Raw genomic sequence first — 20,687 nt, 5'->3', positions numbered from 1 at the left:
GCCGAGGGGTATGCCCCCCGGCTTGCCTCCTGGCTTGCCGACCGGCTTACCTATTAGGTAACCGAGGATGTCAGTTAAGCCGGTGGTTAGAGGAAAAGTATAATTGATTTGATTACAAGGACTGTCTATTAACATAAACATAAAGCCAGAACATTAAAAAGCAGGAAAGAATATGTTTATCTTTTCTTTAATTTACTATGATTTCTCCAAACATTGCCAATATCTTGGTAAAAGAATATTTTATCTTTAGTTTATCAGAATTTCTCCAAACATTGCCAATATCTTGGTAAAGTAATATGCTTATCTTTAGTTTATCAGAATTTTCACAAACATTGCCAATATCTCAGTAAAAGAATATACTTATCTTTAGTTTACCAGAATTTTCCCTCCCAAAACATTAACAATATTTCGGCAAAGAATATATTTATCTTTAATCTACCAGTCTTTTCAAAAACATTGTCAATATTCTCTTTCCCTTGTTAAACTGATCTTGAGATAATACTAGATAAATCAATAATTATATAAAAACTATCCTTGATTTTTGTTAAAATGGCAGTTATACTTCTATGACCATTTATGACTAATAAAACTTTCATCTTTAACAAAGAAATGGCACAACTTCTTAGAAAACACCAAAAGCCTGCTGGCTTGAGACAAAAAGAACTGGCAAAAGACTTTGGGTGGAAGAAAGTCTACATTTCGTATTTAGAAAATAGTAAAATTAAAAATCCATCTTTAGACACAATTTTTCTCTATCTTACTCCCTGTCATTCATACTGGCAATCCTTTCTTGCTGATTTGTCTGCTATCTATTTTAAGCAAGAGCCTCCTCAGTTATTTCAAGATGTATCAGAAAATAACATAAATTTGATACAACAAAATCCAAAAACTTGGCCGAATCTCGGCAAAATGTCTGGATGGAATTAAACATTGCCAAAAGTCAGATAAACTTGACCTTGATTTAATAAAACAAAAAATTGAAAATAAATCAAAATCTTGCTATATAATCATCGTATTATGGATAACCTATTGCCCAAATATCTTAATTGTGCCAATGAAATCTTATTAAGCATTAATAGTGATAAATTTAAAAAAGTTTTCCAGAAAATATCATCAAACAGGATTAAACTATAAAATAATTTCCAAAAATCAAAATTATTATTTGTAAGACCAAATATACTGAGAAGAAAAAACACTTTAATCCGAAAAACAAAAAAATGACAACCGGTTATTTAATATTTCGCACGGCGATTGAGACCATAGAGACTGACATCACAAACTCCTCACAGAACTTAATGTTGAATGTATTCTGTATATATTTATAACGACTTTGCCGTAAGTGTTTTAAGTTGTTAAAGAAATATTATTTCCAAAATGCTTTATTATTAAAACAATTTTCAGCCGAAGTTATGAAAAAATGGCAATCCAAGGATTAAATGCAGAAATGTTAGAAAAATTTAAGCAACGAGTTATTGAAAGAGTCTGGCACCAAAAATATATCTAATAATTATCAAAATATGACACAATTAAACAACTATCCGATTTATCTCGCCTCAAAATCCCCCCGCCGTCAAAACCTGTTAAAACAATTAGGCATAAAATTTAAGATTCTGATTCCCAAGATTTCTGAATGCATTTCAGAGAAAAATCCTCAACTTTATGCAATCAAAATTGCCCATCAGAAAGTTAATGCAGTTGAAAATAAAGTGCATCGAGGAATCATTATTGGTGTTGATACAATCGTTACGATTAACAAAAAAATTTTAGGCAAACCTAAAAATCGAAAAGATGCCAGAAGAATGTTAAATCTTTTAAGTGGCAGAACCCATCATGTTATCTCAGGTCTTTGTCTTTTAAGCAAACCTGATAATACTATTATAATTGATTTTGAACGGACCAAAGTAAAATTCCGTAAGTTAACTGAAATTGAAATCGAAAATTATCTTAAGACCAAAGAACCTTATGATAAAGCCGGAGCTTATGGAATCCAAGGCAAAGCCCGGCTTTTTGTTGAAAGAATCGAAGGTTGTTATCTCAATGTTGTAGGATTACCGGTATCTAAATTAATAAAACATCTTAATTATCTTAACACTCAGCATAAACGGAATAAAAATTAAATTCTATCAACTATCCGATATAAAACAAAGACATTTTTCATATTGAATCGCATTGGGACTTTTTAGTATCCAGCAGGGGAATTTAGGGTTTACTGATTGTTGATTCAAGACTTAATTTTTTCAATACTTCCCGAGCAATACTTTTAACTTCTGCATTTTCATTACTAAATGGCCAGGGCTGGGTTATTTTTTTTAAGAAAGGAATAGCACCGAAATAACCTATCTTTCCTAATGCTTTTATCGTAGCAATTTTTAATTCTATCGAATCCTGCGACAAATACTTTAGCAAAAACGAACCTACCATTTCTTCACCTATTTCGGCAAGCGCATCAATAATTGCGATTTGAACTGTCTCCTCTTTTTCTTCTTGTAAAGCCCAAATTAAAGAATCGATTTTTTCAGGAATTTTTAATTTACCAAATGCCTTCGCTGATGCTACTCGAACCAATGGCGATGGGTCGTCATAAAGTTTTTTTAATAATAAATCGGCTGATAACGGACTTTTTAATTCCCCCAAGGCTGAACAGATTGTCATTCGTACCCATATACTTGGGTGGTCAATATATTCACTAAGTAAAGGAATATATTCAACATCACCGATTTTAGCAATTAATTGAACAATATTAATTTGTTTTTGAACATTATGTTCACTAAGAATTGCTGGTAAAAATTTTATAAGTTCTTTACCTGTTTTACTTAAAGATTCAGTAGCTACATTAACAACTGAACTATCAGGACTTTCCAAACAAGATAAAAGAAACCGAATTGCTGATTCGGATTTTATTTTTCCCAGCGCTTCAATTGCGGTTATTTTTACATCTTGGTCAATATCGTTTGCCAATTCAATTAGTCTGGCGGTTGCAAAATTATCGCCAATATCGCCTAAGATTTTCGCGCTCAATTCACGCACCGAGGCATCATAATGTTTGGTATATTCCAATAAAGGCAAAAGCACCGGTTTACCAATTGACGACAATTTTAAGCGTGCCGAATCTCTTTTATTAATATCTTTTGACACTAACCACTCCTCGTAAGGTTTAAGTATTTCTGCACCAATTGTTTTCAAAGCCGACATTGCTTTGCTTCTAACTTCAAAGTCAACATCATTGCTGGCCACCTGCCAAAGATTATCACAAGCGCGAATATCTCCAATTTTACTTAACGCATCAATTGCAGCAATTCTCACTTCTTTTTCTTTATCCGACAAAAGGAACAAAAGCGCATCAATGGCTAATTTATCTTTTAGTTCACCAAGTGCTCGCGCCGAAGCAGCACGTACTACCGGCTCAGGCGCTTTGAGAAAATCCCGAAGATATTCTATTGTCCAGAATTCCTTGATTCTTCCCAAGACATCAATAACTGCAGCCTTAATTTTGCTATCTCCTTTTTTTAATAACCCCAAAAGTTCACTGCTGATTGAAGCATCTCCAATTTCACTTAATATCCTAACTGCATTCATTCTAATTAATTCATTAGGTGACTTCAGCGCATCAAGCAGATATGAGATTGCCGGCTTGCCTAATGCCAAAACTGTTGCTACCGCACTATCGCGAACTACTTGATTATCTGAACCCAGTAAAGGTATTAATATTTCGGTGGCTTTTTTAACACCAAGATTTTTTAATGTTTTTAGAGCAATAAAACGAATTTTGGGGTCTTGCGACAATAAATTTTCCAGCAATTTATCTTCAGTCATCTGCTAATTCCAATCTTCTCCGTGCAGAAATTACTTCTCCAATGGAAAAAAACTCTGCATTAGAAAAATAAATTTTTTAAGATTATAAAATTTCTTAACCTTCTCAATTTATAACACTGTACAACTTATAATTTATTAATATTATCACTTATTATTTTATAGTATACTAAAAATAAAAAATTCGTCAATATTTAATTTAGATAAGAAAAAGAAATTAAACAAAATTCTTGACGCTACCTATTAGAGAGTTCTGAAAATGTCAAGTTCCCCTTAATATACGGAACACATCAAACCATTACTCTTATTTCGCTGTATTTTCAATTAGTCTGTGGCACTTAAAACACTTATTTTACACAAAATATAATAAACAAGGACAATAAAATCTCTATGAAAAGGGAAAATCAATAAAATCTCGATTATGCCCGCTAATCCATTAATACAAATTTGACTAAAATATATTACCCCATACCGAATTTTTGGTTTAATATGCTCGAGCGTAATAAATTATAGTCTCAGTTTCTTTGCCACAAATAATACATTTACCTTTATGCTTCTCATTAAGAGGAATACATCTCGGTGTTGTCTTAGTCTTATCGATAATTTCATTTTCACATTGCTGTTTTTCACACCAGAAGACCTTGACAAAACCAGGTTTTTCGCTAATTTTGTCATTAAATTCTTCAATGGTATATGCTTCAGATATATTTTCAAATAATCTCTGCTGGGCAGAAGTAAATAGATTCTGTTGTACTTGATTTAAGATAGTCTCAATATTTTCTTTTATTTCCGATAGACGAATAGCTCTTTTACCAGTTTCATCACGCGGCACAAGAACTAATTGTTCTTTTTCAATATCCTTAGGTCCGATTTCAATACGTAAGGGAACACCTCGCATCTCCCAATCATTAAATTTCCAGCCTGGCGTATATTCTAATCTATCATCCAAATAGACACGATAATCATTTTTTAAATTGTCGTATATTTCTTTAGTTTTAACTAATACTTTCTCATCGCTTTTTCCAAAGAGAATCGGCACAATCACAATCTGAATTGGCGCAATCCGCGGGGGCAATCTCAAACCTTTATCGTCACCATGAGTCATAATCAAAGCGCCGATTAAACGTGTGGTACATCCCCAAGAAGTTCCCCAAGGATATTTTTCAATATTATCTTCATCCAGATATTTTATGTCAAATGCTTTTGAAAAAAATTGTCCTAAGTTATGAGATGTTCCTGCTTGTAGGGCTTGACCATCGGGCATTAAGGCTTCAATAGTGTATGTATGCAAGGCGCCAGGAAATTTCTCGCTTTCCGGTTTTCGGCCATAGATTAAAGGAATCGCCATATCATTTTGAACAAAGTCTACATAGACATTTAACATCTTAATGGCTTCGGCTTCAGCTTCTTCTTTTGTGCGATGGAGGGTATGACCTTCCTGCCATAAAAATTCTGTTGTTCTCAAAAACAAGCGGGTAGTCTTCTCCCATCTGACAATGTTACACCATTGGTTAATTAAAATTGGTAGGTCTCGATATGACTTTACCCATTTGGCATACATTGAACAAATAATTGCTTCTGAAGTCGGTCGAATCGCTAATCTTTCTGTTAACTCTTCGTCGCCGCCTTTTGTCACCCAAGCGACCTGCGGTGAAAATCCTTTAACATGTTCTGCTTCCTTTTGTAAAAAACTTTCAGGAATAAATATCGGAAAATATGCATTTTGATGCCCGGTTGCTTTAAATCTTTTATCTAAGAGTGATTGCATCAGTTCCCAAATTCGGTAACCGTAAGGTCGAATAACCATACAACCGCGCACTGGCGCATAGTCCGCTAATTCTGCTTTGAGAATCACCGCAGTATACCATTCAGAGAAACTATCTTGCTTTGATGGAATCTCTTTCACAAATTCTTTTTTATCTGCCATATGCCTAATTTACTATAAAAATCCAATTTGTCAAGAACACATTGCAATGTGTCTAATAGGTATGAAAAAGCCATTGAAGTCACCAGAAGAAACGGAAAAATATTATGTGTACTCAAAAGCAAAATAATCTTATTCGAAGTTATAATTTCACAATCTAGAAAACATCTCAAGCCACAAACTTTGAAGTTAAAAAAACATAGATTCATTACTATTATTGCAAAAATAATCTTAATTCTCGATGCGAAATTACGATTAAGGTGTTTTATGAGAAAAATATACAGATATATTTGATTAAGGTATCTTGTATAAAAAATACGCAGATATATTTAATTGGGCTTGGATTTGTTCTGTTTTGACAAAAGGAAGGCATAGATAAAGTCATCTAAATCTCCGTCCATAACTTTTTGAATATCACCGGTTTCTAAACCTGTCCTGTGGTCTTTGACCATTTGATATGGAAAAAAGACATATGAACGGATTTGGTGTCCCCATGCAATTTCTGTTTTGGTCTCTTCTAATTTCTGTAACTTTTCATCTTGTTGTTTTTTATAATAATCATAAAGTCGCGCCCGTAAAATTTTCATAGCGTTTTGTTTATTCTGAAATTGCGAGCGCTCATTCTGACAAGTAACCACAATACCTGTGGGAATATGGGTAATTCTGACCGCCGAAGAAATTTTATTCACGGCTTGACCACCATGACCACTTGCACGGAAAGTATCAATTTTCAAATCATTGGGATTAATATTTACTTCCACATCTTCAATCTCAGGATAGACAAAAACTGCTGCAAACGAAGTATGTCGTCTTTTATTAGCATCAAATGGTGAAATTCGTACTAATCGATGAATCCCAATTTCAGCTTTTAGCAAACCGTAGGCATTCTCGCCCAGAACTTCAATAACTGCGTCTTTGATACCGGCTTCTTCGGCTGGTTGGTAATCCAGAATATGATACTTAAAGCCTTTACGATTAAAATATTTGGTATACATCCGAAAAAGCATTTCTGCCCAATCACAAGATTCAACACCGCCCGCACCCGGGTGAATGGTCAAAATTGCTTTTTTGCTATCTTCGGGAGTTAAAAAAAGACTTTTCGATTGTAATTCAAATAAATCTTTTTCGATTTTATTTAAGTGGACATTAAGTTCATTCTCTAAATGTTCGTCACCAGCAAAAAGCGCTAATAGTTCTTGGGCTTCTTCAATTTCTCTTTTTATTTGTTCTATCGAACGGACAATCTCAGATAGTTTTTGGATTTGACCTAAAATTTCTTTAGCGGTTTTGGGGTCTTGCCAAAAGTCAGGTTTTTGGCTCTTTTCCGTAAGCAGGGCTATTTCTTGTTTCTTCTTATCAATTTCAAAGAAACTCCTGCAATGTGGTTAGACGCTCGGATAAGGTTTTGATAACCGAAGGAAAATCTGGCATTAAACTTTTTTCTGATATCGTTTCCGATACTTTTCCACTCTTCCGGCAGTATCAATAATTTTTTGCTTGCCGGTAAAGAACGGATGGCATGCCGAACAGATTTCTACGGAAATTTTTGGTTTAGTTGAGCGGGTTTTAACCACATTACCGCAAGAACAAGTAATGATGCAATCAACATAATTAGGATGTATTTTATCTTTCATTGGTACCTCATTGTGAAGACTATTCATTCATTGATTCTAAGAACTCAATATTATTTCTTGTCAAGCGCATCTTATCCAGAATAAATTCCATCATTTCAATCGGATTCAATTCCGCCAAAAGTTTACGGATAATCCAGATTCGGTTGAGTTCAAATTCAGAAAGCAGTAATTCTTCTTTACGAGTTCCAGATTTTTGTAAATCGATTGCAGGAAACAATCTTCGGTCAGCAAGTTTCCGGTCTAAAACTAACTCCATATTGCCTGTGCCTTTGAATTCTTCAAAAATTACATCATCCATTCGTGAGCCGGTATCAATTAGCGCGGTTGCAATGATTGTAAGACTCCCGCCTTCTTCAATATTACGTGCTGCACCAAAAAATTTCTTCGGTTTTTGTAGCGCATTAGAATCAAGACCACCGGATAGGGTTCTGCCCGAATGGGGCACAACCAAATTATGCGCACGCGCCAGTCGAGTGATACTATCCAAAAGAATCACGACATCTTTCTTGTGTTCGACTAATCGCTTTGCTTTTTCCAGAACAATATCCGCAACTTCTACATGTCGTTCCGGGACCTCATCAAAAGTCGAACTTATTACTTCGGCTTTAACCGAACGCTCCATATCTGTAACTTCCTCAGGTCGTTCGTCAATTAAAAGAATAATCAGCACGATTTCCGGATGATTTGTTGTAATGCTGTTTGCAATCTTTTGTAGTAATACGGTTTTGCCAGCACGAGGCGGTGAAACAATCAATCCTCGTTGACCTTTGCCAATAGGAATAAATAAGTCAACGACTCGCATTGAGAAATCATTTTTCTCCTCTATCTCTAGGCGAATGCGCTCTTGCGGATAAAGCGGAATCAAGTCATCAAAAGGAATTCTTTCGTGAACTACATCCAAAGGGTCATTATTGACAGTTTCTACCTTGAGTAAAGCAAAATACTTTTCACCAGGTTTTGGTGGTCGAGCCTGGCCATAAATAGTATCGCCGGTTTTAAGATTGAATTTTTTGATCTGTGAGGGAGCAACATAAACATCATCCGAGCTCGGTAAATAACTATAATCAGGCGACCGTAAAAATCCGAAGCCGTCTTCTAATACTTCTAACACACCACTAACCGTAACTGCGGATTCGCTTTTCTGTTTGACGCCTGCTTCTAAAATTGACAATACTAAATCTTGCTTCTTTTTCTCGCTATAATCGGGAATATTGAGCTCCTTTGCGATTTCATAAAGTTCCGCCAGTTTTTTCTTCTTTAATTCTTCTGCATCCATGCTTATCTCCTTTTGAGATTTTTTTGCGTTTGTTTGTTTCATTGTTACCTTCTAAATTTCCACAATACTGGGAATTATTAGTTATGATTTAAATTTATTTTAAGATATTACATTTTACTAAAAATAATTAATTTGTCAACAAGAAGTTTTAAAAGATTATAATAACACTGAAAATATATTAAAACAGACTTAAAAAGAAAATTTCGCGAACCAATTTCTTTTACCGACAAAATTATCTTTGCAAAAAATATTTTTTATCCAAACAATGATAAAAATTATTTTATTCACAAAAGCATAAAATAACCTGAATACAAACCTTCATATGTGATTAGACAGAACAAACAATAATAAAATTTTGTGTTTATTGCCTTTATTTTTTGTAATAGTTTTCGACTAATTAATGGACATTTAAAGCATAACAACTGATGGTTTATTGACTTTTTATCAATTTTTATTTATAATAATCATACTGCGGGGTAGAGCAGTCTGGAAGCTCGTGAGGCTCATAACCTCAAGGTCGCTGGTTCGAATCCAGCCCCCGCTACCTGTAAATATTTTTAAAAAATCAAATACTAAAAATAAAACCCAGTGAAAAATAAATGATTAGAGCACCAAAAGGAAAAGAGCTCACATGTAAGAGTTGGCATCAAGAAGCTGCAATGAGAATGTTAATGAATAACCTTGATGCCGAAGTTGCCGAAAAACCCGAAGAACTTATAGTTTATGGCGGTGCCGGTAAAGCAGCTCGAAATTGGGATTGTTATCACGCAATTATCGAATCCCTTAAAAACTTAGCGAATGACGAAACACTTTTAATTCAATCCGGCAAACCAGTCGGAATCTTTAAAACATTTCCTTATGCTCCTCGAGTTTTAATTGCAAACTCGTTATTAGTTCCAGCATGGGCCAACTGGGATTACTTTCGAAAACTTGAAGCATTGGGTTTAATTATGTACGGTCAGATGACTGCTGGCTCCTGGATTTATATTGGCACTCAAGGAATCATTCAAGGCACTTATGAGACATTTGCTGAATGTGCCCGTAAACATTTTGGCGGAACCCTTCGTGGTCGATGGGTTTTAACCGCTGGCATGGGTGGAATGAGCGGAGCACAACCTTTAGCAGTTACAATGAATGAAGGAGTTATATTAGATGTCGAGGTCGACCCTCAAAAAATTGAGCGCCGAGTCAAACAAGGTTTTTGTGATACGATGGTTTTTAATTTAGATGAAGCACTAAAATTAGTAAATTCTGCCGTGAAAGAAAAAAAACCGCTATCTATCGGATTAGTTGGCAATGCTTCTGATATCCATCCCGAATTATTAAGACGCGAAATTATTCCTGATGTCTTAACTGACCAAACTTCAGCCCATGACGAATTAAACGGATATGTTCCAGGTAAAATGAGTTTAGAAGAAGCATTAGCACTGCGAAAAAATAATCCTCAAGAATACATCAAACGCGCCTACGAATCGATGGCTCGTCAAATGGAGGCTATGTTAGAAATGCAAAACCGTGGTGCAATTGCTTTTGACTATGGCAATAATATCCGTGCTCAAGCCCAAAAAGCCGGTGTGAAAAATACTTATAATATTCCCGGATTTGTTTTAGAATACATCCGGCCTTTGTTCTGCCAAGGAAAAGGCCCTTTCCGATGGGTCGCTTTATCTGGAGAAAAACAGGATATTTATACAACAGATAAATTGGTTTTAGAATTATTTCCCCAAAATGAGTCACTTAAACGGTGGATAAAATTAGCCCAAGAGAAGATTCCATTTCAAGGTCTACCGGCTCGAATCTGCTGGCTGGGTTATGGCGAAAGAGACAAAATGGGTTTAGCAATGAACCAACTTGTAAAAGATGGTAAAATTTCAGCACCGATTGTAATTGGAAGGGACCATCTTGATTCAGGTTCGGTCGCCTCACCTAACCGAGAAACAGAAAAGATGCTGGACGGTTCTGATGCCATTGCTGACTGGCCAATCTTAAATGCAATGTTAAATGTTGCTTCTGGTGCTTCCTGGGTTTCTGTACATCATGGTGGCGGCGTCGGCATTGGGTATTCAATACATGCTGGTCAAGTAGTTGTCTGTGATGGTAGTAAAGAAATGGATGAAAGATTAGAACGGGTTTTAACCAATGACCCAGGAATTGGCGTCGCTCGTCATGTTGATGCTGGATATGAATTAGCCGTCAGAACTGCAGAAAAATACAAAATAAAAATTCCCATGCGAAAGATTTAACCGCATATTACTTCTCCCCTGCTCTCTAACCCCAGCAAAATTCTACACTAAAATTTAATATTATCGCTACTTGATTTTTAAAAGTTCCCACCAATGTATTTTTATTATGATAAAACCATATATAAAGATAATAGTTACTATTGTGTTAAATTCTATTAACACATTCTTCCATTTGAATTTTTGTTGAAGAGTACCCTCATTACAATATTGAGTGTTATCCTTGTTCATGAATTTGTTGTGCAGATATTTTTCTTCGCTTTTGCTAATTAGAAAATACTCTAACCCAAAAAGAAGTAAGACAATTGCAGAAATTATAAATTGGGCTGACATTGCAATCAAAACTCCTAAAACCAGAAAAAAATTTCCGATATACAACGGATGTTTAATAAAACGATATGGACCAGCCGTAATATATATTCGTGCGCAAATCTCTTTTGACCGAGAATGCCTCCCAATATATCCGATTGCCCAACTCCTTATTACCAAACCAATTACAATTAATGGTATTGATAATAAAATAGATTTATATTCAGGATGTGCCATAAGATAAACCACCACAAAAGCAATAAATCCAACAACACCGCGATACCGATAAAGAAAATTACCCATTATTTTGAGTAATTAGTAGGGAAGAACAATTTGTGGTCTTTTAATTTTAGGATGCTCAATTATATCTGGCGAGATGCTATAAACATTTTGAATTATTTCCTTAATAATAACTTTTGGTGGTTCGTCACAAGCAACTACCCTACCTTGGTGAAGTAGCAAAATTCGATCGCAAACAAGACTTGTAAGATTAATATCATGGGATAAAAAGACAATTGTCAATCCGTCTGCATTAAGCCGTTTTAGGATTTTAATAATTTCAATCTGATGTGTCATATCAAGATAAGAAGTCGGTTCATCTAATAATAAAATTTCCGGTTCAGATGCTAATGCTCGCGCTAAGACTACGCGTTGTCGCTCTCCGGATGAAATCTCCATAATATTTCGGTCTTTTAGTTCCAGAGCATCGGTAATCTTCAGGGCTTCTAATGCTTTTTCGATGTCAGTTTTTTTGGGACGTTCCATGGGTTTAAGATAAGGATGTCTTGCCATAAGAACAATATCTAATACCGAAAAGTCAAAATAAAAGAAATTTTCTTGGGGTACATAACTTATCAATTTAGCCCGTTTTTCTAAAGCTAATGAATGCAGGGCTTCACCCAAGATTTTAATCTCACCTGAATTGGGTTTTAACAGACCAGCAATTAATTTCAAAAGAGTTGTTTTGCCCGCACCATTTGGTCCAATAATACCAAAAAACTCACCTGGTTTAATAGTTAATGAAATTTTTGATAAGATTTCGTTCTCCCTATAGCGAAAAGTGATATCTTTTAATTCAATTGAAAACATATTCTACAATTCTTTTTAACAATTCTTTGAGATTTCTGATAATATTTCCTTCTTTTATAGCAAGAACGAATATTCTTTGAGATTTCTCATAAAACTTCTTTCTTTCCATAACGAAAACTAATATTTTTAATGCTATTACACATACGCTATAATTTCTTTTTTAACAAATAGATGAAAAATGGGACTCCAAATAAAGCGGTGATAACACTTATTGGTAGTTCAATCCGCGCAATACTTCGTGCAATTAAATCTGTAAAAATTAAGATGCTTGCTCCTAATAAAAATGACAATGGCAAAACTTTATAATGGTCGGGACCATAAATCATTCTCACAATATGAGGAACACACAAACCAATAAAACTAATTGCACCGGTAAATGATACGACCGAGGCAATAAGAAAAGATGAAGTGACAAAAATATTACGCGTTAATTTTTGAGTATCAACCCCTAAACTCTCAGCAACTTCTTCATTCATTGATAGTATATTTAGTGAGCGCCATTTACTAAAAATGAATAGCGTTACCGGTACTGCTAAAATAACAATAACAATAAATAAAACTAATAATTCTGTGGTAAAGACAAGATTCAATCGTCCCATAAGAAGATAAATAATTTCTGGTAGCGGTCTTTTTATTAAAACCATTAAAAGCATAACCAGTCCAGAAAAAAGAAAACTCATTATCACACCAGCCAGAACCAAACTAATTTTAGTAATTTTGCCTTGAACTAATGCTAAATTATAAACCAAAAAAATTGTTATGAATGCGCCTAAAAAAGCAAAGACTGGTATTGTAAAAACCCCAAATCGACCAAACAGATACCCGATGACAGAACCAAAACTTGCGCCACTGGCAATGCCTAAAGTATATGGGTCAACCAGTGGATTTTGTAAAAGTCCTTGTAAAGTAGCACCTACTAAGGATAAAATCCCGCCGGCAAAAATTCCTAAAACAATCCTTGGCAAACGAATTTCAATAGGTATTTTTAGGTCGGATAGTGAAAATCCTGTTGGGCCCAAACCAAAAGACACGATTATTGCCACAAGCAATAAAATAATTAATAAAATTACAGAATATGTTCCTTTCGTGCTTTTTTTCGTCAAGAGAATTATATGACCATCTTAAAAATTAAACTTTTTCTTCAAATCACTATTTCCGTTTTTTAGAAGTTGAATAGACAATCTTAGCTAATTCTTCTACGGCCAAAATAAATCGTGGTCCAGGCCGAAAAAAATAATCAGGATTTAATTCGGCATAAATACGATTCTTTTTAATAGCAGAAATCTGTGACCAACCAACTCTTTTTCTGATTTGCGATTTTGTTGCTGAAGGATGTAATATCAATATAATATCTGGATTTCTTTTTATTAATTCTTCGCTATTAGTTACAAAATATTCTCTTGAGACATCGGCAAAGACATTAATTGCTCCAGCATATCGAACTAAATCATTAATATAAGAAAGATTACCTATAGTCATTATTGGAGTTCCGGCAATTTCAATATAGACTTTGGGCGAATCAATAATATTATGCTTATTAGCAATTTCAATCAACCTGTTTTTAAGTGCGGAAACTAAAATCTTACCTTGCTCTTCAGCATCCACTAATTTACTAATCGCAATCATCTCCTGAAACAGGTTATCAATTGAACTAGGCTTACTACAAAAAACTGGGATTTTATATCTTTTCAGTTGTTCCACAATATTCTTTTGTTCAGGCAAAGTTGCACATACTAATGTTGGTTTTCTTTTAAGAATTTTTTCTAAAGAAGGATTAGAAAAATCACCAACTTTATAAATCTTTTTTGCTGGTTCAGGATAATCACAATAGATTGTATTGCCCACTAAAAGACTATCCCGACCCAAAGCATATATAATTTCTGTGACACTGGGAACTAATGATACAATGCGTTTACCGGTAACTTTATTGGTTGAACTGGAACATCGGACCAAACACACAATGAAAAATGAAAATATCAAAATGTAATGCAAAATGAAGCCATAATTATTTCTCCATTTTGAGTACCAACAAAGTGCGCTGAGATTACGGTGCGTTGACATGCGAGCCATTTTATGATTAGTCATAATATCAAGCACAATTCTCCCATTGCCAATCATTTTATTGAGTGTTATCTGATCTTAACATTTATCCATTGCTCTCGCTTACTACACATTACTTTTTATTATTCTCTGTCCTTTCTGTGCAAATACCAGATACGCGGTATGGGAAACCATCCGTTCGGCTGGTCTTGTGCCGGTAACTCTGACTAAAAGTTCCCGTTCCCAAATCTCAACCACTTTAATTCTGACAAAACCTTCTAATTCTAAAACTGATTTTGTCTTTCTAACTTGCTCGGTATTTGGACTTAATGAACAGAATGAAGAACCACCTTTTAAGGCATCAAAAGCCGGTCTGATGGCAATCCAGGGCTCTGGCAGGTCAACAAAAACCGCATCAACCTCTTTTTGCTCAAATCCTTGTTTTTCCACATCACGAACATAAAACTCAACATAATTATCTAAACCTAATCGTTTTAGATTTTCTTTAGCATTATCCGAAAAATCCTGTCGGACTTCATAAGAATAAACTTTCCCATAAGGTTGCACATAAGTCGCAAGAATTGCAGTCAAAGCACCACTACCGGTGCCGGTTTCAATCACCTGTGCTCCAGGATAAACAAAACTTCTCAGTAGCATTAGTCCAGCATCTTTCGGATAAACTATTGTTGTTGTCCTTCTAACTTTCATCGACAAATCAGCCAAGGTTGGTCTTAGGATAAAAAATGGAATACCTGTATGAGTATTTATAACCTCACCAAAACTCTTATGTAGAACCTCGGCAAAGTCAATATTTCCTTTGTGAGTTGAAAAATGCCCTTTGTCTTGAACAGCAATAAGATATTTTGCTCGCTCATTATGATAAAGCAAGACTAAGTCACCAACCTTTAACATAATCCCAATTCTATTCTGAAAAATCTATAAGTCAAGAATTAATATCGAAGAATCCTGTAAAAATCAATTCTTACTACAATTATAAATTGAACTTACTGAATATTTTCTTATTTTTTCTATGTTTCACCGATACAGATACGTGCCTCAAGCACTACTTTTCAAGAACGCTCATATCAATAAACACTAAAAAAGTCACACCTTGCAACTTAAACTTTCTTTCTGATTTAACTTCAGAGTTTTCCTTATAGTTTGATGCAAAATATCTTAGAAACAACCTATGAAATAGAAAAGAAGATTTCATACAATAGAATGTCAGAGTAAAAGTTTATTTTTTCTAACGATAAATCTTCCGAGACATTTTAATAGACAAATAAGCCTAACTGGTATGCAACCTTGTATGCCGATTATCGGATAAGACAGTCTTTGTTCTGTGCTGGCTGTTGGCCAAGATTAGGCTAACCCGACCCTAGCCCCGATACTGCTGGGATACAGATATAAGTAAAACACTATCAAATTTTACACAAAACTTGATTATATTCTATTAATCAAACAAAAATAATAGAATTCTTTGGAACAGTATTTACCAGACCTTGACCATATCTTAAAAATATCTATAATACTTCTATGAAACATATTAAAATTATATTCTTTCTTTTATTACCCATTTTTGTCTATAGTCAAACAATAAATCCTCGTGTTGATAAAAAAAATTTTACCTTTGTAGTTTTAGGCGATAGGACTGGTAGCGCAGAGCAAGAAATTTTTGAACAAATACTTTTAGCGATTGATTCCATCAAACCAGACTTTATTATTAATGTTGGTGATTTAATTGAAGGATATACAAAAAATGAAACTACCATTAACCTTGAGTGGGATTCAATTTTTTCTAATCTCGGTAAATGGAAACAGAAATTTTACTTTACCCCCGGCAATCACGATATATGGGATTCTCTGAGTTTTCGAATTTATCTTTATCGCATTGGTTATCAAAAACCATATTATGCTTTTTCAATTGGTAATAATCATTTTGTTGTCTTAGATAATAGCCGACAAGAAAAAGTTAATGAGATTGATACTATTCAATTGAACTGGTTGAATTCGACACTGAGTAAACTTAAGCAGAGCGCCACCATTTTCTGTTTTATGCATAAATCGTTTTGGAAAGATGCTTATATTAATAATAAGCCCGATACTTTTCATAAATTGTTTGTGAAATATGGCGTTGACTATGTCTTTTCTGGACATGACCATTTCTATTGTCAATTAATTTGGGATGGCATTACCTATACCCAAGTCGGCCCCTCCGGTAGCAGATACAAAATTTACCGAAAACAAGAACTCGGCGCATTTCAAAATTTCAGTGTCGTTTCCGTAAAAAATAATAAAGTTAATATCAAAGTTATCAAAGTAGAAGACCGCGATACATTTAAATCAGTAAAAAATGATAAAGTTAATCTCGAAGTTATCAAAGCCGATAACCACGTTACATCCAAAGCGAAATTTTCAGAGTTAAACGCTGATGTTGTAACTTTACAAGACATTCAAGAAATAAAAAAGATTGAACAGGCAGTTGAAATTTTACCTTTTGCAATAGATAAAACTAATTCCATCATTCTGAAAATAACTAATATAAATGAAACGCCGATTACAACACAATGCGAATGGATAACTGAAAATAGCCAATGGTATATAAGTCCTTCTAACCCCATTCTCACAATTCTACCTGATAGTAATTTGTTATATGAATTTTCCACAAGCATTAAAAGCGATAGTATTTATCCTTTGCCCAAAATAAAACTGCACTATCCCTATGCTAATAGCAAAAAGATATATCTGCTTGAGCGATTATTACCAATCAAACTCACTACGACTTGTATTAAAACCCAAAGACCAATTAATATTGATGGTAAGTTAGACGAACCAATTTGGCATCCGAAACTGATTTCAGTCGATAATTCAAAAAGTAATGAAGACCGTTTCGGTCAAAAAAGTAAGCCAATTTATATTTTTGGTTCCAGTGACGGCAAAATATCCTTAACTGACCCTTGGCAAGTCCAGTTTGCTTATGACGAAAATTATATTTATCTTGGTGCGAAAATGAACGATGACGAAATTGAAAAGATTTCGACTACAATTAAAGAACGGGATGAAAAAGTTTATAACGATGACCATCTTAATTTCATTCTTCAGCCTGATGTGAAAGGTGATACTTATTATCAATTTTTTGTTAATGCTAATGGTGCTGTAATGGACCGAAAATGTTATCTGATAGGAAATGATTCTAAAAAAGATGCAAAATGGAACTGTAATATTATTGCTAAAGGACAGGTTATGAATACCAAAAGTTTTAAGGGCTGGACCTTGGAAATCGCAATTCCCTTAAAAGACTTGAGTTCCAAGACACCTACTGAATGGGGTTTTAATTTAGTCCGTTTTCAGAAGCGTAAAGAGACCGTAAGCATCTATTCAGTTCCTTTTGAACATAACCCAAAATCCTTCGCAACATTAAAATTTATTGAGTAACCTAAAATGAGTAAATCACAATTCCTTCTTTGGATTAGTTTTTTTATTTTTAGTTTTTCTTGGGCAATTGAACCTTCGCTTGGCAAAATTGAACGAGAAAAGATTAATGAATGTCTTCAGATTCAAAGTATAACTGAAAAAGAGCTTGGTTTTGAAAAAAAGTGGGCTTGGGATAGTATTTATCGTCTGAAAATCGTCACCCAACTTTTAGACCAACCCTTACAAACACCAGATTATCTTGATAAAAGCATAAACGAGATTGATAATTTTAAGGATAAAATAGTCAACCAACTGAGTTTCTTATCAAATCAAATCGACTTAGAAATTACTCATCAAGACCTTAAAAAATTAGACAAAGAGATTGAGCTTCATATAAAAACCGGGATTCATATAAAACCTGGGCTTCATATAAAAACATCGAGAAATCTTATTTCAAAAGTAAACACTATTTTAGCCAGTTATGAGTGCGCTGATAAGTATTTAAGACAATCCATTAGAAATTTATCTCGTTCTGAAATTGATAAACTTTTAATGATGACACCTGTTTTGTGGAGTGATGAAGAAGATACTTTAAGTGGTCTGAAAGGTGCTTTACATCGAGAATTCGGTATTGAGATTGATACGAGTAAAAAGATTGAAATCGACACGATTTTAGAACTATTTACCAAGATTGACCGAAAAGCATTGGCACTTAGTGGATTAGCAGTTGCTATGGGAATTGAAAATGTTATGCCGGATTTAGGGAAGATATTTTTTGATTCTCTGCCAAAATTTAATGTTGACGGTATTATTGGCTCAGTCTATTTTTATCAAGAGACTAAATGGGGCAAAATTGTCATTGGTAGTGAAGAAGATAACGTCTATTATGGAAATGATACTTTTGGTAATGATAAATATCGCGCACGAACTTACAAAAATTATGCTTTAATTATTGATATTGGAGGTGACGACAAATATCAAGCACGAATTGGCAGTGCTATCGGCATTTTATCTAATCCTTTCTCAGTTGTTATCGATTTAGAAGGGAATGATTTATATGACACTCCTGAAAAATTATTCAACTTTGGTGCTGCACTAATAGGTTGTGGCATCTTAATTGATAAAAAAGGAAATGATACTTACCGAAGTTTTCATAATTCATTAGGTGCAGGACTATTAGGCACAGGTGTTTTATTAGATTATGAAGGCGATGACATTTATTCTGCCGGATGTTTTAGTGAAGGAGCCGGTAATCTCGGTGTCGGTATGCTTACTGATATTAAAGGTAATGATAAATATTATGGCTATGAGAATTGTCAAGCGTTCAGTTCTACCTGGGGATATGGACTACTTACCGATTTTGACGGCAATGACTTATATTATGCGGGTGGCAAATATCTTCACAAACCACTATTGCCCAATGATTATCGGACCTTGAGTCAAGGTTTCTCTATAGGTTTTCGTCCAACTGCCAGTGGTGGTATTGCTTTGCTTTATGATAAATCTGGTCAAGATTATTATAATGGCAGTGTTTACGCGCAAGGCACAAGTTATTGGTATTCACTGGGAATGTTATACGATAAGGAAGGGAATGATTTTTATAATGCCACACAATACTCTCAAGGTGCCGGAATTCACCTATCAATTGGAATATTAGTTGACCGTTCAGGCAATGACCATTATTTTTCCCGATTTGGACCAGCACAAGGTGAAGGCCATGATTTTTCAGTCGGCATTCTCATTGATAAAAAAGGTAATGATTACTATGTCACAAGTGGTGGACAAGGCATTGGTTTGACGAACTCATTGGGATTGTTTATTGATAATGAAGGCGATGATATTTACACAACAAAAGAAAAATATTTTGGTCAAGGAATGGCAAACTGGTCTCGTGGATTTGGTGGCATCGGCGTCTTTTTAGATTTGCAGGGCGATGATAAATATCCGCGCGAATCTTTCGCTGAGAATAATACAAACTGGACGCAATCAGTTTACGGTTTTGGTATTGACATTAAAGGCAAACCACGAGATCTTGAAGCCGAAATTCAAGAAGAACCAGATACAATAAAATTAATCACTGGACCAATTGAAGATGTGTTCAAAGAGGCATCTTTATGGGAAGTTGGCAGTGCAAAAAAAAGAGTCAGAGCCGGAAGAAAAGAATTACTAAAACGCGGGGAACAAGCAATTAATTATATTTTTGACAAGAAAATTGCTACTAAAGATGGATTAGAGTTAAGAGCAATTGAAGAATTGACAAAATCAATCCAGGATACGAGTTATCCTGATACCTTAATTAAAAATAAATTAAAAAAATTACTCTACCAGTCACTGTATCATAAAGACCGATGGGCACGGAGTAATTCGGCTTATTTACTGGGTAAAATCAAAGCGATAGATGCGATTGACTCTTTAATCTTAGCATACCATCAGAAACGAATTCGAGCACGAGCAATGATTGGAGCATTTGAAGATATTGGCGACTCATCAATTGTACCAATAATAATTCCTTATCTTAAAGATAAAGAAGAACCAACACGAATTGCCTCAGCCAGAGCCTTAGCAAAACTTAAAGACCCAAGAGCAATTCCTGCTCTTTATAATGCGTTAAATGATAGGTTTTTTACTGTGCGGATGTCCGCAGAATCTGCCTTAGTTTCAATCGGTGATTCATCCTTAAAATTTTTATTAACAAAAACTAATGACCCGAAAATTTTGGGAGTAATCGGAGTATTAGGTGCTAAATTAGATACAATTGAAAAGAAAAATGACCGAGCACAAATCATTAATATCATCAAACCCTATTTAGAACATTCCAATCCAAGTGTGCGCTTAAAAGCAGTAGAAGTCTTATCTCAATTCAAAGAAGCAAAATTAATATTACAAGAAAAGATGGCAATAGAAACAAATGAGTTTGTTATAAAAAAGTATCAAGAAATATTGAAATAGGG

General features: G+C 34.5%; 15 protein-coding genes and 1 tRNA gene. 6 read left to right on the top strand and 10 right to left on the bottom strand.

Annotated features, from left to right (window positions below):
- Positions 1-576: 576 nt before the first annotated feature.
- On the top strand, positions 577-927 hold the full coding sequence (locus tag N2201_02400; GenBank protein MCX7785069.1) for a helix-turn-helix domain-containing protein: 351 nt from the start codon (positions 577-579) through the stop codon (positions 925-927).
- A gap of 590 nt (positions 928-1,517) precedes the next feature.
- Positions 1,518-2,117 (top strand): Maf family protein, encoded by a 600-nt coding sequence (locus N2201_02395; protein MCX7785068.1) that lies wholly within the window; start codon positions 1,518-1,520, stop codon positions 2,115-2,117.
- Between the two features lie 82 nt (positions 2,118-2,199).
- Here the strand turns inward: N2201_02395 and N2201_02390 are convergent, their stop codons facing one another.
- The 5 genes from N2201_02390 to rho all read right to left on the bottom strand — a co-directional run bounded on the left by N2201_02390 (position 2,200) and on the right by rho (position 8,644).
- Positions 2,200-3,813: a HEAT repeat domain-containing protein gene (locus tag N2201_02390; GenBank protein MCX7785067.1), complete on the bottom strand. Its 1,614-nt coding sequence runs from the start codon at positions 3,811-3,813 to the stop codon at positions 2,200-2,202.
- 481 nt (positions 3,814-4,294) lie between these two features.
- Complete coding sequence (gene proS / locus N2201_02385) at positions 4,295-5,737, bottom strand: proline--tRNA ligase (protein MCX7785066.1); 1,443 nt, start codon at positions 5,735-5,737, stop codon at positions 4,295-4,297.
- A gap of 326 nt (positions 5,738-6,063) precedes the next feature.
- A protein-coding gene (prfB, locus tag N2201_02380) for a peptide chain release factor 2 (GenBank protein ID MCX7785065.1) occupies positions 6,064-7,165 on the bottom strand; the annotation gives its coding sequence in 2 pieces (ribosomal slippage) (positions 6,064-7,098 and positions 7,100-7,165; 1,101 coding nt in all).
- The gene (gene rpmE / locus N2201_02375; GenBank protein ID MCX7785064.1) at positions 7,165-7,368 is read right to left on the bottom strand and encodes a 50S ribosomal protein L31; all 204 of its coding nucleotides are present in this window, start codon (positions 7,366-7,368) and stop codon (positions 7,165-7,167) included. Before rpmE ends, prfB begins: the two co-directional genes overlap by 1 nt.
- A 19-nt stretch (positions 7,369-7,387) precedes the next feature.
- Entirely contained in the window at positions 7,388-8,644 is a 1,257-nt protein-coding gene (gene rho / locus N2201_02370; protein ID MCX7785063.1) for a transcription termination factor Rho, read from the bottom strand.
- Between the two features lie 470 nt (positions 8,645-9,114).
- Here rho and N2201_02365 point away from each other — a divergent pair.
- Positions 9,115-9,188: transfer RNA gene (locus N2201_02365), tRNA-Met, on the top strand.
- 55 nt (positions 9,189-9,243) lie between these two features.
- Positions 9,244-10,887, top strand: coding sequence for a urocanate hydratase (hutU, locus tag N2201_02360; protein MCX7785062.1), 1,644 nt, complete (start codon positions 9,244-9,246; stop codon positions 10,885-10,887).
- A 66-nt stretch (positions 10,888-10,953) separates the two neighbouring features.
- Here hutU and N2201_02355 read toward each other — a convergent pair whose 3' ends face one another.
- The 5 genes from N2201_02355 to N2201_02335 form a co-directional block, all read right to left on the bottom strand.
- Entirely contained in the window at positions 10,954-11,496 is a 543-nt protein-coding gene (locus N2201_02355; GenBank protein ID MCX7785061.1) for a hypothetical protein, read from the bottom strand.
- Positions 11,497-11,508: 12 nt separating this feature from the next.
- Positions 11,509-12,282: an ABC transporter ATP-binding protein gene (locus tag N2201_02350; protein MCX7785060.1), complete on the bottom strand. Its 774-nt coding sequence runs from the start codon at positions 12,280-12,282 to the stop codon at positions 11,509-11,511.
- A 146-nt stretch (positions 12,283-12,428) separates the two neighbouring features.
- A complete protein-coding gene (locus tag N2201_02345; protein MCX7785059.1) occupies positions 12,429-13,325 on the bottom strand; it encodes an iron ABC transporter permease in 897 nt (298 codons plus the stop codon).
- 106 nt (positions 13,326-13,431) lie between these two features.
- Positions 13,432-14,400, bottom strand: coding sequence for a cobalamin-binding protein (locus N2201_02340; GenBank protein MCX7785058.1), 969 nt, complete (start codon positions 14,398-14,400; stop codon positions 13,432-13,434).
- Between the two features lie 48 nt (positions 14,401-14,448).
- Complete coding sequence (locus tag N2201_02335) at positions 14,449-15,234, bottom strand: tRNA (adenine-N1)-methyltransferase (protein MCX7785057.1); 786 nt, start codon at positions 15,232-15,234, stop codon at positions 14,449-14,451.
- 624 nt (positions 15,235-15,858) lie between these two features.
- Here N2201_02335 and N2201_02330 point away from each other — a divergent pair.
- Entirely contained in the window at positions 15,859-17,757 is a 1,899-nt protein-coding gene (locus N2201_02330) for a metallophosphoesterase (GenBank protein ID MCX7785056.1), read from the top strand.
- Between the two features lie 6 nt (positions 17,758-17,763).
- A complete protein-coding gene (locus N2201_02325; GenBank protein MCX7785055.1) occupies positions 17,764-20,685 on the top strand; it encodes a HEAT repeat domain-containing protein in 2,922 nt (973 codons plus the stop codon).
- Positions 20,686-20,687: the final 2 nt, after the last annotated feature.

The sequence above is a fragment of the candidate division WOR-3 bacterium genome (genome assembly GCA_026418155.1).
Lineage (GTDB): Bacteria > Hydrothermota > Tepidihabitantia > Tepidihabitantales > CAIPLT01 > JAOABV01.
Note: the sequence above shows the minus strand (reverse complement) of the source record. Positions and strands in the feature narration are given on the sequence as shown.

Coding starts and splice junctions, on each gene's coding strand:
- N2201_02330 (MCX7785056.1), top strand. CDS start 15,859: ATGAAACATATTAAAATTATATTCTTTCTTTTATTACCCATTTTTGTC.
- N2201_02400 (MCX7785069.1), top strand. CDS start 577: ATGACTAATAAAACTTTCATCTTTAACAAAGAAATGGCACAACTTCTT.
- N2201_02390 (MCX7785067.1), bottom strand. CDS start 3,813: ATGACTGAAGATAAATTGCTGGAAAATTTATTGTCGCAAGACCCCAAA.
- hutU (MCX7785062.1), top strand. CDS start 9,244: ATGATTAGAGCACCAAAAGGAAAAGAGCTCACATGTAAGAGTTGGCAT.
- N2201_02350 (MCX7785060.1), bottom strand. CDS start 12,282: ATGTTTTCAATTGAATTAAAAGATATCACTTTTCGCTATAGGGAGAAC.
- N2201_02355 (MCX7785061.1), bottom strand. CDS start 11,496: ATGGGTAATTTTCTTTATCGGTATCGCGGTGTTGTTGGATTTATTGCT.
- rpmE (MCX7785064.1), bottom strand. CDS start 7,368: ATGAAAGATAAAATACATCCTAATTATGTTGATTGCATCATTACTTGT.
- rho (MCX7785063.1), bottom strand. CDS start 8,644: ATGGATGCAGAAGAATTAAAGAAGAAAAAACTGGCGGAACTTTATGAA.
- N2201_02395 (MCX7785068.1), top strand. CDS start 1,518: ATGACACAATTAAACAACTATCCGATTTATCTCGCCTCAAAATCCCCC.
- N2201_02335 (MCX7785057.1), bottom strand. CDS start 15,234: ATGTTAAAGGTTGGTGACTTAGTCTTGCTTTATCATAATGAGCGAGCA.
- proS (MCX7785066.1), bottom strand. CDS start 5,737: ATGGCAGATAAAAAAGAATTTGTGAAAGAGATTCCATCAAAGCAAGAT.
- N2201_02325 (MCX7785055.1), top strand. CDS start 17,764: ATGAGTAAATCACAATTCCTTCTTTGGATTAGTTTTTTTATTTTTAGT.
- N2201_02340 (MCX7785058.1), bottom strand. CDS start 14,400: ATGATTGGCAATGGGAGAATTGTGCTTGATATTATGACTAATCATAAA.